The organism is Pseudomonas sp. N40(2020), from assembly GCF_014472415.1.
Taxonomy (GTDB): domain Bacteria; phylum Pseudomonadota; class Gammaproteobacteria; order Pseudomonadales; family Pseudomonadaceae; genus Aquipseudomonas.
This window is the reverse complement of sequence record NZ_JACSZV010000051.1, coordinates 25,357-40,338: the sequence shown is the minus strand read 5'-3', so window position 1 is coordinate 40,338 and position 14,982 is coordinate 25,357. Positions and strand designations below refer to the sequence as shown.

15 protein-coding genes are annotated in these 14,982 nt (G+C 59.7%); 12 read left to right on the top strand and 3 right to left on the bottom strand.

What is annotated here, in order from left to right; translation table 11 throughout:
• Positions 1 to 132: 132 nt before the first annotated feature.
• The 7 genes from prfB (at position 133) to IAI51_RS24855 (ending at position 6,890) form a co-directional block, all read left to right on the top strand.
• A protein-coding gene (prfB, locus tag IAI51_RS24885) for a peptide chain release factor 2 (protein WP_099758102.1) occupies positions 133 to 1,228 on the top strand; the annotation gives its coding sequence in 2 pieces (ribosomal slippage) (positions 133 to 204 and positions 206 to 1,228; 1,095 coding nt in all).
• 71 nt (positions 1,229 to 1,299) lie between these two features.
• Positions 1,300 to 2,802 (top strand): lysine--tRNA ligase, encoded by a 1,503-nt coding sequence (gene lysS / locus IAI51_RS24880; protein WP_187680883.1) that lies wholly within the window; start codon positions 1,300 to 1,302, stop codon positions 2,800 to 2,802.
• Between the two features lie 105 nt (positions 2,803 to 2,907).
• Positions 2,908 to 3,621 (top strand): TetR/AcrR family transcriptional regulator, encoded by a 714-nt coding sequence (locus tag IAI51_RS24875; protein WP_187680886.1) that lies wholly within the window; start codon positions 2,908 to 2,910, stop codon positions 3,619 to 3,621.
• A gap of 29 nt (positions 3,622 to 3,650) precedes the next feature.
• Positions 3,651 to 4,205: a hypothetical protein gene (locus tag IAI51_RS24870; protein WP_187680882.1), complete on the top strand. Its 555-nt coding sequence runs from the start codon at positions 3,651 to 3,653 to the stop codon at positions 4,203 to 4,205.
• Between the two features lie 33 nt (positions 4,206 to 4,238).
• Positions 4,239 to 5,516, top strand: coding sequence for a flavohemoglobin expression-modulating QEGLA motif protein (locus IAI51_RS24865; RefSeq protein ID WP_187680881.1), 1,278 nt, complete (start codon positions 4,239 to 4,241; stop codon positions 5,514 to 5,516).
• A 142-nt stretch (positions 5,517 to 5,658) separates the two neighbouring features.
• Entirely contained in the window at positions 5,659 to 6,564 is a 906-nt protein-coding gene (locus IAI51_RS24860) for an alpha/beta hydrolase (RefSeq protein ID WP_187680880.1), read from the top strand.
• Entirely contained in the window at positions 6,561 to 6,890 is a 330-nt protein-coding gene (locus IAI51_RS24855) for a hypothetical protein (protein ID WP_187680879.1), read from the top strand. The genes IAI51_RS24860 and IAI51_RS24855 overlap by 4 nt, the downstream gene beginning before the upstream one ends.
• Before the next feature lie 138 nt (positions 6,891 to 7,028).
• Here the strand turns inward: IAI51_RS24855 and IAI51_RS24850 are convergent, their stop codons facing one another.
• The 3 genes from IAI51_RS24850 to IAI51_RS24840 form a co-directional block, all read right to left on the bottom strand.
• Positions 7,029 to 7,817 (bottom strand): OmpA family protein, encoded by a 789-nt coding sequence (locus tag IAI51_RS24850; protein ID WP_187680878.1) that lies wholly within the window; start codon positions 7,815 to 7,817, stop codon positions 7,029 to 7,031.
• A gap of 55 nt (positions 7,818 to 7,872) precedes the next feature.
• Complete coding sequence (locus IAI51_RS24845; RefSeq protein WP_187680877.1) at positions 7,873 to 8,277, bottom strand: DUF4398 domain-containing protein; 405 nt, start codon at positions 8,275 to 8,277, stop codon at positions 7,873 to 7,875.
• Positions 8,278 to 8,641: 364 nt separating this feature from the next.
• Positions 8,642 to 8,986, bottom strand: coding sequence for a pilin assembly protein (locus IAI51_RS24840; RefSeq protein ID WP_187680876.1), 345 nt, complete (start codon positions 8,984 to 8,986; stop codon positions 8,642 to 8,644).
• A gap of 213 nt (positions 8,987 to 9,199) precedes the next feature.
• Between IAI51_RS24840 and ppc the strand changes: the two genes are divergently transcribed.
• The 5 genes from ppc (at position 9,200) to IAI51_RS24815 (ending at position 14,955) form a co-directional block, all read left to right on the top strand.
• Entirely contained in the window at positions 9,200 to 11,830 is a 2,631-nt protein-coding gene (gene ppc, locus IAI51_RS24835) for a phosphoenolpyruvate carboxylase (RefSeq protein ID WP_187680875.1), read from the top strand.
• 301 nt (positions 11,831 to 12,131) lie between these two features.
• Positions 12,132 to 12,779: an adenylate kinase gene (adk, locus tag IAI51_RS24830; RefSeq protein WP_187680874.1), complete on the top strand. Its 648-nt coding sequence runs from the start codon at positions 12,132 to 12,134 to the stop codon at positions 12,777 to 12,779.
• Positions 12,780 to 12,872: 93 nt separating this feature from the next.
• Positions 12,873 to 13,547 carry a tRNA (adenosine(37)-N6)-threonylcarbamoyltransferase complex dimerization subunit type 1 TsaB gene (gene tsaB, locus IAI51_RS24825; protein WP_187680873.1) on the top strand — a complete coding sequence of 225 codons (675 nt, stop codon included), beginning with the start codon at positions 12,873 to 12,875 and terminating at the stop codon, positions 13,545 to 13,547.
• 239 nt (positions 13,548 to 13,786) lie between these two features.
• Positions 13,787 to 14,095 (top strand): hypothetical protein, encoded by a 309-nt coding sequence (locus IAI51_RS24820; protein WP_007908889.1) that lies wholly within the window; start codon positions 13,787 to 13,789, stop codon positions 14,093 to 14,095.
• Positions 14,095 to 14,955 carry a DUF72 domain-containing protein gene (locus IAI51_RS24815; protein WP_187680872.1) on the top strand — a complete coding sequence of 287 codons (861 nt, stop codon included), beginning with the start codon at positions 14,095 to 14,097 and terminating at the stop codon, positions 14,953 to 14,955. The genes IAI51_RS24820 and IAI51_RS24815 overlap by 1 nt, the downstream gene beginning before the upstream one ends.
• The last annotated feature ends 27 nt before the right edge of the window (positions 14,956 to 14,982 follow it).

The window sequence follows — 14,982 nt, the reverse complement described above, 5'->3', positions numbered from 1 at the left end:
GATCAAAAGATCGCAGCCTGCGGCAGCTCCTACAGTTCATTCGTGATTCGCCCCGCCAGACGGGCTGCCGTGACAGCTTGATTACGTTATACTCGCCGGCTTTCAAAAGTTCGCCAACGAGTGCTGCCCGTCATGGAAATCAACCCGATCCTGAACACCATCAAGGACCTGTCCGAGCGCTCCGAAACTATTCGGGGGTATCTTTGACTACGATCAAAAGCATGAGCGTCTGACCGAGGTCAATCGCGAGCTTGAAGATCCGAGTGTCTGGAACAAACCTGAATACGCCCAGGAACTGGGCCGCGAGCGCGCTGCGCTGGCGCAGATCGTCGATACCCTCGACGAACTGAACGGCGGTCTGGCCGATTGCCGTGACCTGCTGGACATGGCCGTCGAAGAAAACGACGAAGGCGCAGTGGGCGATGTTGTCGCCGAGCTGGCCCGTCTCGAGGAAAACCTCGCCAAGCTTGAATTCCGTCGCATGTTCAGCCACGAGATGGACCCGAACAACGCGTACCTGGACATCCAGGCCGGCTCCGGCGGCACCGAAGCCCAGGACTGGGCCAACATCCTGCTGCGCATGTACCTGCGCTGGGCTGACAAGCGCGGTTTCGACGCGACCATCATGGAACTGTCCGCCGGTGAAGTCGCCGGGATCAAGGGCGCAACCGTGCACATCAAGGGCGAATACGCCTTTGGCTGGCTGCGGACCGAGATCGGCGTGCACCGTCTGGTGCGCAAGAGCCCGTTCGACTCCGGCAACCGTCGCCACACCTCGTTCTCCGCCGTTTTCGTCTCCCCAGAGATCGACGACAAGGTGGAAATCGAAATCAACCCGGCAGACCTGCGGATTGACACCTATCGTTCCTCCGGTGCCGGTGGTCAGCACGTAAACACCACCGACTCGGCCGTACGTATTACTCACGTACCGACCAACACCGTGGTCAGCTGCCAGAACGAACGTTCCCAGCACGCCAACAAAGACACCGCCATGAAAATGCTGCGGGCCAAGTTGTACGAGCAGGAAATGCAGAAACGCAACGCCGCGTCCCAGGCGCTGGAAGACACCAAGTCCGATATCGGCTGGGGTCACCAGATCCGCTCCTACGTGCTTGATGCCTCGCGCATCAAGGATTTGCGGACCAACATCGAACGCAGCGACTGCGACAAGGTGCTCGATGGCGACATCGATGAATACCTGGAAGCCAGCCTGAAATCGGGGCTGTAAAGCCGTCAGCCCGACCTTAAGTCCCCCGTCAGTGGCGGGGGCAACGAACCTGTGATGGAAAATTTAAAGACATGAGCGACCAACAACTCGATCCGCAAGCCCTGCAACAGGAAGAAAACTCCCTGATCGCCCTGCGCAAGGAAAAGCTTGCTGCCGAGCGCGCCAAGGGCAATGCCTTCCCGAACGACTTCCGCCGTGAAAACTACTGCGAAGAACTGCAGAAGAAATACGCGGACAAGACCAAGGAAGAGCTGGCAGAGGCTGCAATCCCGGTCAAGGTTGCCGGTCGCATCATGCTCAACCGTGGCTCGTTCATGGTGATTCAGGACATGACCGGTCGCATTCAGGTCTACGTCAACCGTAAAACCCTGTCCGAAGAAACTCTGGCCGCGGTGAAAACCTGGGACATGGGCGACATCATCGCCGCCGTGGGCACCCTGGCCCGTTCCGGCAAGGGCGACCTGTACGTTGAAATGACCGACGTGCGCCTGCTGACCAAGTCGCTGCGTCCACTGCCGGACAAGCACCACGGCCTGACCGACACCGAACAGCGCTACCGTCAGCGTTACGTTGACCTGATCGTTAACGAAGAAGTGCGCCAGACCTTCCGCGTGCGTTCGCAAGTGATCGCGCACATCCGCAGCTTCCTGATGAAGCGCGACTTCCTCGAAGTCGAAACGCCGATGCTGCAGACCATTCCTGGCGGCGCCGCGGCCAAGCCGTTTGAAACCCACCACAACGCGCTGGACATGGAAATGTTCCTGCGTATCGCGCCAGAGCTGTACCTCAAGCGCCTGGTGGTAGGCGGCTTCGAAAAAGTGTTCGAGATCAACCGTAACTTCCGTAACGAAGGCGTTTCGACTCGTCACAACCCTGAATTCACCATGTTGGAGTTCTACCAGGCGTACGCCGACTACGAAGACAACATGGACCTGACCGAAGAACTGTTCCGTGAACTGGCGCAGCTGGTTCTGGGCAGCACCGACGTGCCTTACGGCGACAAGGTGTTCCACTTCGGTGAGCCGTTCGTGCGTCTGTCGGTGTTCGACTCGATCCTCAAGTACAACCCTGAGCTGACGGCCGATGACCTGAACGACATCGACAAGGCGCGCGCCATCGCCAAGAAGGCTGGCGCCAAGGTGCTGGGCTTCGAAGGTCTGGGCAAGCTGCAGGTGATGATTTTCGAAGAACTGGTCGAGCACAAGCTGGAACAGCCGCACTTCATTACCCAGTACCCGTTCGAAGTGTCGCCATTGGCCCGTCGTAACGATGACAACCCGAACGTCACCGACCGTTTCGAGCTGTTCATCGGTGGCCGCGAAATCGCCAACGCCTACTCCGAGTTGAACGACGCGGAAGACCAGGCCGAGCGCTTCATGGCGCAGGTGGCCGACAAGGACGCCGGCGACGACGAAGCCATGCACTACGACGCCGACTTCGTTCGCGCGCTGGAGTACGGCATGCCGCCAACGGCCGGTGAAGGGATCGGCATCGACCGCCTGGTGATGTTGCTGACCAACTCGCCGTCGATCCGCGATGTGATCCTGTTCCCGCACATGCGACCGCAAGCGTAATCGTTTCAGTTAAAAAGCCGCCTAAAACAGGCGGCTTTTTATTGCCCGTCTGGTACAAATGTATCAATTGGTTAATTTTGAAATAGCAGAGGAAGTCCTGTCGTGATGGTTGCAATCGCTCAAGAAGGTGCAGCGGGTATCGCCACTGCGGTCGCTGAAAGTGTTCAGTACCAGGGCCGCAAGGCCAGCCGACAGGGAAGCGAACAGCGTCGCCAGGACATTCTCGACGCCGCGATGCGTATTGTCGTGCGTGACGGCGTGCGCGCTGTACGTCATCGTGCAGTAGCTGCGGAGGCCGGTGTGCCGCTGTCGGCCACCACGTATTACTTCAAGGATATCGATGACCTGCTCACCGATACCTTCGCCCAACATGTCGAACGCAGCGCCGCGTACATGGCCAAGCTGTGGATCAACAATGAAGGCCTGTTGCGCGAGATGGTGGTCAGTGGCGACGGCAGCCCGGAATCGCGCTCGCAACTGGCCGACGATATAGCCCGGCTGATGGCCGACTACGTGCATCGGCAACTGGTCAACCGTCGCGAGCACTTGATGGCAGAGCAGGCCTTCCGTCAGGAAGCGCTGCTCAACCCGCGACTGGCGATTCTGGTGCGCTCCCATCAGCAGATTTTGCTGCAGGGCACCTGCCAGTTGTTTCAGGTCCTGGGCTCGCGTGAACCGCAGCAGGATGCCAAGGTGTTGACGGCGATTATCGGACGGATGGAATATCAGGGCCTGCTCAACGACGCCGAACCTTTGGCCGAAGAGGAAATGCTCGGCATTCTGACGCGGTATATGCATTTGGTATTGGCGTCGGTGTAACGCAATGGTGGGTTCATAGGGAGTATTGAATGAAAGCCTGGCGTGGCGTGCTGATCGCCCTGTCGTTCCTGCTGCTCAGTGGCTGTCTGGTGACTTTCAAGGAGCCGCTGCCTGCCAGTGACCCTGCGCCCAAAGGCCTGCTCGGCAAATGGTCGGGCATCAATGCCTGGGGCGAGCCGATGAGCCTTGAGCTGACTCGCGTCGGCAACGACCGCTATCAGGCTGTCACCTACTTCAAGGCCAAACCCCGCGAGCGTGAGGCTTACCCGTTTACCGTCTCGCGCCATGGCAGTCGCTGGTATCTGTCGGCGAAAGTGCCGGGGCGGTTCGGCGGCCACTACACCATTGCCGGGTTCGAACTCACCGACAAACGCGAACTGGTGGTGTACAACCTCGATCTCGAACAGATCAATCAAGCGATCCAGCATAAAGCCCTCGACGGTCAGGCCTTCCAGACCGACGATGGCGACGGCGTGCAGGTCGACAGCAACCTCGACAAGGTCTTTGCTTACCTCGACGATCCGGCCAATTCCGATGTCTTCGTCGAAGCGGTGCGCTATCAGCGCCAGAACAGCGCCAAATAATTCAGTACGTCAGATTTTCTACAGGAGTTTCGGGTGGACGATTACCAGCAGTCGATACGCATATTGTCCGATCGCATTGTGCTGGCGCAGACGCCGATCCGCGTGCTTGATGCGGTCAAGTGGGACGAGAACGTGCGCAAGGGCTTCCTCAAGGCCAAGGGCAAGGAAATGCCGGCGGTAGACCGCGACTACTACCTCAACCGGCCGCTGTCATTCGATTCGAGCAAGGTCAAACTGGAGTTTCAGAACATCGAGCGCGACATCACTCGTCAGCTCGGTCAGTTCAACCCGGTCGGCCAGATCATGCGGCGCATGTGCAAGGAATACCGCATGGTGGTGCGCATGCTTGAAGCGCGCGGCACCGAGGATTTCGGCCTGATTTCCCAAGAGCTTTACGGCGCCGCGTCCGATGCGTTTCACGCCGGTGACCCGACCCTGGCTGACCTCGGCCTGATGATGTCCGACTATCTGAACAACATCGATGGCCGTGGCGACCTGAAGGACGAGCCGAAAATCCTCACCGCCAAGGACGCCGTGCACCTGCTGCAAACGCGGCTGAACAAGGTGTTTGGCGAGGCCGAGGAAACCATCCGCGTCTTCGAGTCCGACGGCATCGTCGCCGACGCAGCGGCGGGCGCCGATTACATCAAGATCCGCACTGATGCGATGTTCAACGACCGCGACGTGCGTGCGCTGGAAGTCCATGAAGGTCTGGTACACGTCGGCACCACGCTCAACGGTTTGAACCAGCCGATCTGCACCTTCCTGTCCAAGGGCCCGCCCTCGTCGACGGTGACCCAGGAAGGTCTGGCGATCCTCATGGAAATCATCACGTTTGCCTCCTATCCGAGTCGTCTGCGCAAACTGACCAACCGCACCCGCGCCATTCACATGGTCGAGGAGGGCGCGGACTTCCTGCAGGTGTTCGAGTTCTTCCGCGAGCAGGGCTTTGAAATGGCGGAAAGCTACGGCAACGCCAGTCGGGTTTTCCGTGGATCGACGCCGACTGGTCTGCCATTCACCAAAGACTTGTCCTACCTCAAGGGCTTCATCATGGTTTACAACTACATTCAGTTGGCCGTACGTAAGGGCAAGCTTGAGCAGATCCCGCTGTTGTTCTGCGGCAAGACCACGCTGGAGGACATGAGAACGCTGCGCCAGTTGGTGGATGAAGGATTGGTGGTGCCGCCCAAGTATCTGCCAGACCAGTTCCGCGACTTGAACGCGTTGTCGGCGTGGATGTGCTTCTCCAACTTCCTCAACCATTTGAGTCTGGATCGGATCGAAGCGGATTATTCCAACATCCTCTAACCCTAACGATCGTTCCCACGCTCTGCGTGGGAATGCCGCCATGGACGCTCCGCGTCCACTGTGACGCGGAGCGTCACGGGATGCATTCCCACGCAGAGCGTGGGAACGATCTGAACCCGAATCTTTTGCGAGGTTTCACCGGATGAGAATCCTCGGCATCTTCTGCCTGCTTCTGAGCCTCGGTGGTTGCAGTTCGCTGTTGTTCTACCCCGAGCCGGGCCAGGTCTTCACCCCGGAAAAAGCCAAGCTCGAATACCGCACCGTCACGCTGATAACAACGGACGGATTGAAGCTCAACGCCTGGTGGCTCCCGGCCAAACCGGGTGTGGAGGTCAAAGGCACGGTTCTGCACCTGCACGGCAACGGTGGCAACCTGCCGATGCACCTGGGCGGGAGTTGGTGGCTGCCGAAAAACGGCTATCAAGTGTTGCTGGTGGACTATCGCGGTTATGGATTGTCCGAAGGAGAACCGAGCCTGCCGGCGATCTATCAGGACATCGACGCCGCATTCGCCTGGCTGGACAAGGCGCCCGAGATCAAAGGCAAGCCGCTGATCGTACTCGGTCAGAGTCTCGGTGGTTCGATGGCCGTGCATTGGCTGGTGCAGCACCCTGAGCGGCAGAAGCAGCTCAAGGCTTTGGTGCTCGACGGCGTGCCCGCGAGTTACCGTGGCGTCGGCCAATATGCCCTGAGCACCTCGTGGCTGACCTGGCCATTCCAGGTGCCGCTGTCGTGGCTGGTGCCGGATGGTGACAGCGCGATCAATTCGATGCCGCAGCTCAACGGTGTGCCGAAACTGATTTTCCACAGCATCGACGACCCGCTGGTACCCATGTCCAACGGCATCCGCCTGTATCAAGCTGCGCCGCCGCCGCGCGTCCTGCAACTGACCCGAGGCGGCCATGTGCAGACCTTCGGCGATCCGGTGTGGCGTCAGGTCATGCTGCGCTATCTCGACGATCCCGAGCATTTCAACGGCCTGCGCCGCCTCGGCGAAATCCCGAATTACCCGCAACCCCCGAATTCTGAAGATGAGAGTCCGCAATGACTGAAGAACGCAACGCCATCCCGCTGATCATCACCGGTATCTGCAGCATCCTCGGCACCGTCGGGGCACTGTGGTACTACGGCTACCTGCACTTCGCCAAACCCGAGGATGCGTTGCTGCTCAACGAATTCACCATGCTCAAGACCGTGCCGGGGGAGGATTACAAAATCTCATTGAACCCTGCGCCGCAGGTGGCGCAGTGCATTGATGGCGTGCTGGTGCTGTTTGATACCGAGCAGAAGGGATTGACCGGTGTGTTGATCAACGCACAGAAGAAGGCTGTGCGGTGCATGGGCGAAGAGACGCCGCAGAAACTGGAACCTTAAAAGCAAAAAGATCGCAGCCTTCGGCAGCTCCCACAGGGAACGTATTCCAATGCAGGAACTGCCGAAGGCTGCGATTTTTTGATCTTAAAAAGCCCCGCCTGATCACTCAGGCGGGGCTTTTGCGTTACTGCCTACAGCTTAGTTCGAGCTGACAGCCGAACGTGGCATCACAGGCTGGTTGTCGTTGGAAATGGTCACTTCCACACGACGGTTCATCGCACGGCCCGAGACGCTGCCGTTATCGGCAACCGGGTATTCCTTGCCGTAACCCTGAACCACGATGCGCGAAGGATCTACGCCCATTTTGATCAGTGCTACCTGTACCGACGTCGCACGACGCTCGGACAGCGACTGGTTGTAGTTCGTTGCGCCAGTGCTGTCGGTATAGCCTTCGACGATCACTTTGCGATCAGGGTTTTCCTGAAGGAATTGCGCCAGTTTGTTGATGTTTACCAGACCGCTGGATTTCAGGTCAGCCTTATTGGTAGCGAACAGCACGTCACCGAAAGTCACCAGCGTACCGCGATCGGTTTGCTTGGCATTCAGGCTGTCTTGCAGCTGTTTGATCTGCTGATCACGAGCATCCAGACGCGCCTGGGCACGTTGGGCGGCGGCGTTCTTCAGGTTGTTTTCAGCGGTACGCAGGGCGATGGTCTGCTTGGCCACTTCCACACGCTGGTTGGTCAGGTAAGCCAGTTGGTCAACCTTGGCCGCGTCTTGCTTGTCCAGGTAAGCCTTGTCGGCCTTGTCCAGGTAATCGCTGGCGTCTTTGGTTTCCAGCGCTGCGACTTTGCTCGCCTGCGGGTTGGCTTGCAGGCCGGCGTAGTTGGTACGCGCCTGTTCCAGGTTCGGGTTAGGCGGGGTGGAGCAGGCAGCCAGGGCAACGCTTGCGGCCAGAAGAGCGGGGATCATCAGTTGCTTACGCATAATTTGTCGTCCTTTCAATCGATAAGAGTTTCAGCTTTGCGGTCGGGATGCGCGCTTATTGCACTGGGCGCTGACTTTCCTGACGCAGTTCCTGAACACCTTTCTGGGAATCCTTCACAGCCAATTCGGCCTTGGCGGCTTGAGCCTTGCGTTCCGCTACACGAGCGTCCCATTCGGCTTGCTCGGACAGGCGACGGGCATCGTCATACTTCTTGTCGTGCATGGCGATTTCGGCTTCTTTCAGCTTGTCCTGCGCTTGCTTCATCTCAACGGCAGCGAACTCGGTACCGCCGGCGCTGACAGCGCTGTTCACCGCAGATTGGGTCACGGCGTACTGCTCGGTCGGTGGATTACCAGCGCAACCGGCCAGTACGAAGCTGGTGCCGATTGCCAGGGCGGCCAGTTTCAGACCGCGCAGGTGGGTAAACGAGGTTTGGTTTTTCATGGTCTTCAACTCCATTAGGCATCTCCTGAAAACAACTAAATCCATCCTGGTCGAGGAGCCGTAAGCGTCGTATGAAAGCGCGTTTTTGAAACGCTCGTTCCAGGCGTGGTTACAGGTTCCGACCGGCGGCGTTTTTCAAAAGTTCAGAAAAGATGGCCTATCGCCAAAAAAAACTTTGACCGAATGGACAAGGCTCTAAAGCGGGAACTTTGGCGATGTGGAGTGGTACGCGCGGGGGAATACGACGTAGTTCTGGAGGAAAAGTACAGTCCCCGTGGGAGCCGGCTTACCCGCGATGAGGCCGTCAAATTCAACACATCTGTGACTGAACTGGCGCCATCGCGGGCAAGCCCGCTCCCACAGGTTTTTCCGTGCTCATTCAGTGTTTCTGCTTGCCTTCAGCAGACGACAAATCATGCAAATGCCGCCGCGACAGCGCAAGAAAACGCGGTGTCGGCCCGACGTCTTCATACAACGGATCACCTTCCTCATCCGTGGCCACCACGGTCGAGCCTTTCACATACGGCAGGCTCGCTTCGAACTCTTCAAGCGCGGCACCGATCAGTTCGCCGAGCAGTTCTTCGGCATGCCGCTTGGGGTACATCTCGGCAATCGCCGCCAGGCGCGCGGCGGCCTCGACGTCCAGATGAATCGTGTAGCCAGTGTCGGTCAGGCGACCTTTGGCGTTTTCTTCCCAATGCTGGGCGAGTTCACGGATTTTCATGATGACCTCATTTCGCGCCTGCGGGTGGCAGGCCTGGGTGAGTGTCCGGCGTAGCCGGCGGCAAGCCGTTGTACGGCTTACTGTTGAGACTAGCTTTCGCCCACAAGGTTTAAAGTCCCTTCGTCGCCTGCTTGTAAGAAGCGCCGTAGAGCGGCACTCTCTAGGTCATGCACTCGTTTCTAAGCCGCCCGGATGAACGCTGGAGAACCGCTGATGACCGATATTGATGCACGCTTGCGCGAGGATGTTCACCTGCTCGGAGAGCTGTTGGGCAACACCATTCGAGACCAGTACGGCGAAGGGTTTCTCGACAAGATCGAGCAAATCCGCAAGGGCGCCAAGGCCGACCGCCGTGGCTCGATGGACGCCGAACTGAGCGCCAGCCTCAATCAATTGAGTGAAGATGAATTGCTTCCGGTGGCGCGGGCGTTCAACCAGTTTCTCAACCTGGCGAATATCGCCGAGCAGTATCAGTTGATCCATCGTCGCGATGCGTCGCAGCCCGCGCCGTTCGAATCCCGCGTGTTGCCGGAACTGCTGGCGCGCCTGCGCAGCGAGGGCCACAGCGCCGAGTCGCTGGCGCGGCAACTGGCGCGGCTGGAAATCGAACTGGTACTGACCGCGCATCCGACCGAAGTAGCCCGGCGCACGCTGATCCAGAAGTACGATGCCATCGCTGCGCAACTCGCGGCGCAAGATCATCGCGATCTGACCAGCGCCGAGCGGGAACAGATCCAGAGCACCCTGCAACGGCTGATCGCCGAAGCCTGGCACACCGAAGAAATCCGCCGCACCCGCCCGACGCCGGTCGACGAAGCCAAGTGGGGCTTTGCGGTGATCGAACATTCGTTGTGGCAGGCGATTCCCAACCATATGCGCAAGGCCGATCAGGCGCTGCATGCCGCGACCGGTCTCCGTCTGCCGCTGGAAGCCGCGCCGATTCGCTTCGCCTCATGGATGGGCGGCGACCGTGACGGCAACCCCAACGTCACCGCCGCAGTGACCCGCGAAGTGTTGCTGCTGGCGCGCTGGATGGCCGCCGATTTGTACCTGCGCGATGTTGATCATCTGGCTGCCGAATTGTCGATGCAACAGGCCAGCGACGCGCTCAAAGCCAAGGCTGGCGACAGCGCCGAGCCTTATCGCGCGGTGCTCAAGCAATTGCGCGAACGCCTGCGCGCTACGCGTAACTGGGCGCATGCCTCCCTGACGGCCAGCACGCCAGCCCCTGCCGATGTACTCATCAACAATCGCGATCTGCTCGATCCATTGGAGCTGTGCTTCAACTCGCTGCACGAATGCGGCATGGGCGTAATCGCTGATGGTCCGTTGCTCGATTGTCTACGTCGGGCAGTGACGTTCGGCCTGTTTCTGGTACGCCTCGATGTGCGTCAGGATTCTTCGCGGCACAGCGCGGCGATGACGGAAATCACCGATTACCTAGGCCTCGGTCGCTATGAAGACTGGGATGAGGATGCGCGAATCGCTTTCCTGACCCGCGAACTGGCTAATCGTCGCCCGTTGTTGCCGGCGCATTTCAAGCCATCCGCCGACACCGCCGAAGTGCTCAACACCTGCAAGGAAATCGCCGCAGCCCCAGGCGCATCGCTGGGTTCCTACGTGATCTCCATGGCGGGCGCCGCTTCCGACGTGCTCGCCGTGCAACTGCTGCTTAAGGAGTGCGGTGTGTTGCGACCGATGCGCGTGGTGCCGCTGTTCGAAACCCTCGCCGACCTCGACAACGCCGGGCCGGTGATCGAGCGACTGTTGCTGTTGCCGGGTTACCGCGCGCGGCTGCAAGGCCCGCAGGAAGTGATGATCGGTTACTCCGATTCGGCCAAGGACGCTGGCACCACGGCGGCAGCCTGGGCGCAATACCGCGCGCAGGAACGGCTGGTGGAAATCTGTCGCGAGCAGCAAGTCGAACTGCTGTTGTTCCATGGTCGCGGTGGCACCGTGGGCCGTGGCGGCGGCCCGGCTCACGCGGCGATTCTGTCGCAACCACCGGGATCGGTGGCGGGACGCTTCCGTACTACCGAGCAAGGGGAAATGATTCGTTTCAAATTCGGCCTGCCGGACATCGCCGAGCAAAACCTCAATCTGTACCTCGCCGCTGTGCTTGAGGCGACGTTATTGCCACCACCGCCACCGACGCCGGAGTGGCGCCATCTGATGGACGAATTGGCGGCCGACGGTGTCAGCGCTTACCGCCAAGTGGTGCGAGAAAACCCGCAATTCGTCGAGTATTTCCGCCAATCAACGCCGGAGCAGGAGTTGGGCCGTTTGCCACTGGGCAGCCGCCCGGCCAAGCGCCGTGCCGGCGGCATCGAAAGCCTGCGGGCGATCCCGTGGATTTTCGGCTGGACGCAAACCCGGTTGATGCTGCCGGCGTGGCTTGGCTGGGAATCGGCGTTGAGCAAGGCGCTGGAGCGTGGCGAAGGCGAGTTGCTGGGGCAGATGCGCGAGCAATGGCCGTTCTTCCGCACGCGCATCGACATGCTGGAAATGGTCCTGGCCAAAGCTGACGCTGACATCGCTTTGTCTTACGACGAGCGTTTGGTCGAACCAGACCTGCTGCCGTTGGGCGCGCACTTACGCGACCTATTGTCGCAGGCGTGCTCGGTGGTACTCGGCTTGACCGGTCAGTCGCAACTGCTGGCACATAGCCCGGACACCCTGGAATTCATTCGCCTGCGCAATACCTACCTCGACCCGCTTCATCTATTGCAGGCGGAACTGTTGGCCCGCTCGCGGCAGCAGAATGTCCAGCAGGGCAGCCCGGTGGAGCAGGCGCTGCTGGTGTCTGTGGCGGGGATTGCCGCCGGTTTGCGCAATACCGGCTAAAGTTTTCTGCGCGGTGTGTGGCATCCGGCGTGAGTGTCGGGTGCTGCTCGGCCAGACGGGGAAAAGTGTGGGCAGGCGACAGTTAATGATGGGGTTGCGACTTGGTGCACCGCGTCGCAAGGTCGCCGCTAGCGCGGGTTTCTCCGACTTTGGGCGTCTTGTGTGGGCGCAGCCTGCTGTGTATCTTGATCAGCCTTTGGCCGTTTCTGCGGCCACGACCCGTATTTTTCAGGATTCGTCCAAAGTGGCGAATCCTTTGTTTTGTAAAAGCTTTTTATAAAAAAATTGAGGAGCACATCTAATGCGCGTCATTCTGCTGGGAGCTCCCGGGGCCGGTAAAGGTACTCAGGCTAAGTTCATCACCGAAAAATTCGGCATTCCACAAATCTCCACCGGCGACATGCTGCGTGCAGCGGTCAAGGCCGGCACTCCGCTGGGCGTTCAAGCCAAGAGCATCATGGATGCCGGCGGCCTGGTGTCGGATGACCTGATCATCGCGCTGGTCAAGGATCGTATCGCGCAACCTGACTGCGCCAACGGCTTCCTGTTCGACGGCTTCCCGCGCACCATTCCGCAGGCTGAAGCCCTGGTTACTGCCGGTGTCGAACTGGACGCTGTAGTCGAGATCGCCGTTGACGACGAAGAAATCGTTCAGCGTATCGCCGGTCGCCGTGTTCACGAAGCCAGTGGCCGCGTTTACCACGTCGTCTACAACCCGCCGAAACTGGCCGGTAAAGACGACATCACCGGTGAAGAACTGGTACAGCGCAAAGACGACACTGAAGAAACCGTGCGTCATCGCCTGTCGGTCTATCATTCGCAGACCAAGCCGCTGGTGGCTTTCTACGAGAAGCTCTCGGCTGCCAACGGCAAGCCGAAGTGCAGCCATATCCAAGGCGTTGGTTCGGTAGAAGCAATCACCGCCAAGGTGCTTGAAGCGCTGAGCTGAAAAGTCTGATCGGCTGCATCATCCTCGGCCCGCTTGCGGGCCGTAGTTGTTTATACTGACGCACTTTTTCCCCCACCTGTTTTGGAAACATCGATGAGCACCTTGCTGGCCCTGGACACCGCGACTGAAGCTTGCTCCGTTGCCTTGCTGCATGACGGCAAGGTCACGAGCCATTACGAGGTGATCCCGCGCCTGCACGCGCAAAAGCTGCTGCCGATGATCCAGCAACTGCTGGCTGACGCCGGCACCACGTTGCAAGCGGTGGATGCGATCGCGTTCGGTCGCGGGCCGGGGGCGTTTACCGGCGTGCGGATCGCCATCGGCGTGGTGCAGGGGTTGGCGTTCGCGCTGGATCGGCCGGTGTTGCCGGTGTCCAACCTTGCCGTGTTGGCGCAGCGTGCGTTTCGTGAGCATGGCGTGAGCCAGGTGGCAGCCGCCATCGATGCACGGATGGACGAGGTGTATTGGGGCTGCTACCGCGAGACAGCGGGGGAGATGCGCCTTGCCGGTGTCGAGGCGGTGCTGCCACCGGCAGTCGCGGCGCTGCCGGCCGATGCCAGCGGCGACTGGTTCGGTGCAGGCACCGGTTGGGGGTACGGCGAGCGCATCGCGGTCAATCTGACGGGTTCCGACGCCGGCATGCTGCCCCACGCCGAAGACCTGCTGACCTTGGCGCGCTTCGCCTGGGAACGCGGTGAGTCGATCCCGGCCGATGATGCTCAGCCGGTTTACCTGCGTGACAAAGTGGCCACCCCCAAAGCCCGCTGATTCACCACACAACCTGTGGGAGAGAGCCTGCTCGCGAAAGCGTCGTGTCAACCTACATTGATGTTGAATGTGCTGGCCTCTTCGCGAGCAGGCTCGCTCCCACAGAAAACCGCCAATCGTCAGTTTCCAGCCCCCCGCTTTAAACCTTTTGCGCTTTATATGTTCTAGTTATCACTCGGCAGTTTGCTAAGTCGGTCAAGTGCCGCTAAATTGCCATCATCGATACCGAGCATGAATTTATGCGTATAGACGGCCTTTCCTCTCAGTCCTACCCCATCAAGCGCAAGCCTCGCAAAGGCAATGTCGCGCTGGATGAATCCGTCGACGATATCGACGGTGAGCTGGAATTCCCGACCGAAGAGCAATTGGCTGCCCGCGCAGCCAAAGCCTCTGCACAACGCCTGAGCAACCTGCCTGCCCGTCAGCAAGACATGATCTACCACCGTGCGATGAAGAAGAGTGTGGCGATGGCGCTGGCCAGCTACCTCAGCACTGCCGGTTTTGTTGATTGGGATGCGGACGTGCTGGGCCTCGATCTGTATATCTGATGGCTCTGCCTTACTACCTCGGTTGCCCGTCCTGGAGCGAAAACGCCTGGCGCGAGTATCTGTACCCGGTAGACGCCAAAACTTCTGACTTCCTCGGCCTCTACTGCCAGGTGTTCAACGCCGTGGAAGGCAACACGACCTTCTATGCCAGCCCTTCGCCTGCCACCGTGCAGCGTTGGGCCGAGATCATGCCTGCGCATTTTCGCTTCACGGCCAAGTTCCCCGGTGACATCAGCCATAGCGGTGACTTGCGCGAGCAACTGACCGCCGCCGAAACTTTCCTCCAGTTACTCAAACCCCTCGGCGAGCGTGTTGCGCCACTGTGGCTGCAACTGTCGAAAAGCTTCACGCCGCATCGGTTGCCGGAACTGGCGGCGTTCATCGATGCGCTGGACTGCCCCTTGGCGGTGGAAGTGCGCCACGAACAGTTCTTTGCCAAGGGTGAGAGCGAGCGGCTGCTCAACCGGTTGTTGCTGGATCGAGGTGTCGAGCGCATCTGTCTCGACCCGCGTGCGCTGTTCAGCTGTCTTTCGACCGAGTCTTCGGTGATTCACGCGCAATCGAAAAAGCCACGGGTACCGACGCGTCCGGCGGCGTTCACGCAGTTCCCGCAAGTGCGCTTCATTGGCCATCCCGAGCTTGAGGCCAACGATTCGTTCCTCGTGCCATGGGTAGCGAAAATCGCCGAGTGGATCGAAGAGGGCCGCACCCCGTATATCTTCCTGCATACCGCCGACAACCTGCTGGCGGCGAAGCTGGCGCAACGTTTTCACGCACAACTGATGCAACGTTTGCCTGGCCTGCCATCTCTGCCTGAGCTATACAGAGAGCCCGCCGCGGAGCAGCTTGGCTTGCTCTGAGGCGCACTCGTTTTCCTGCACCGGAGC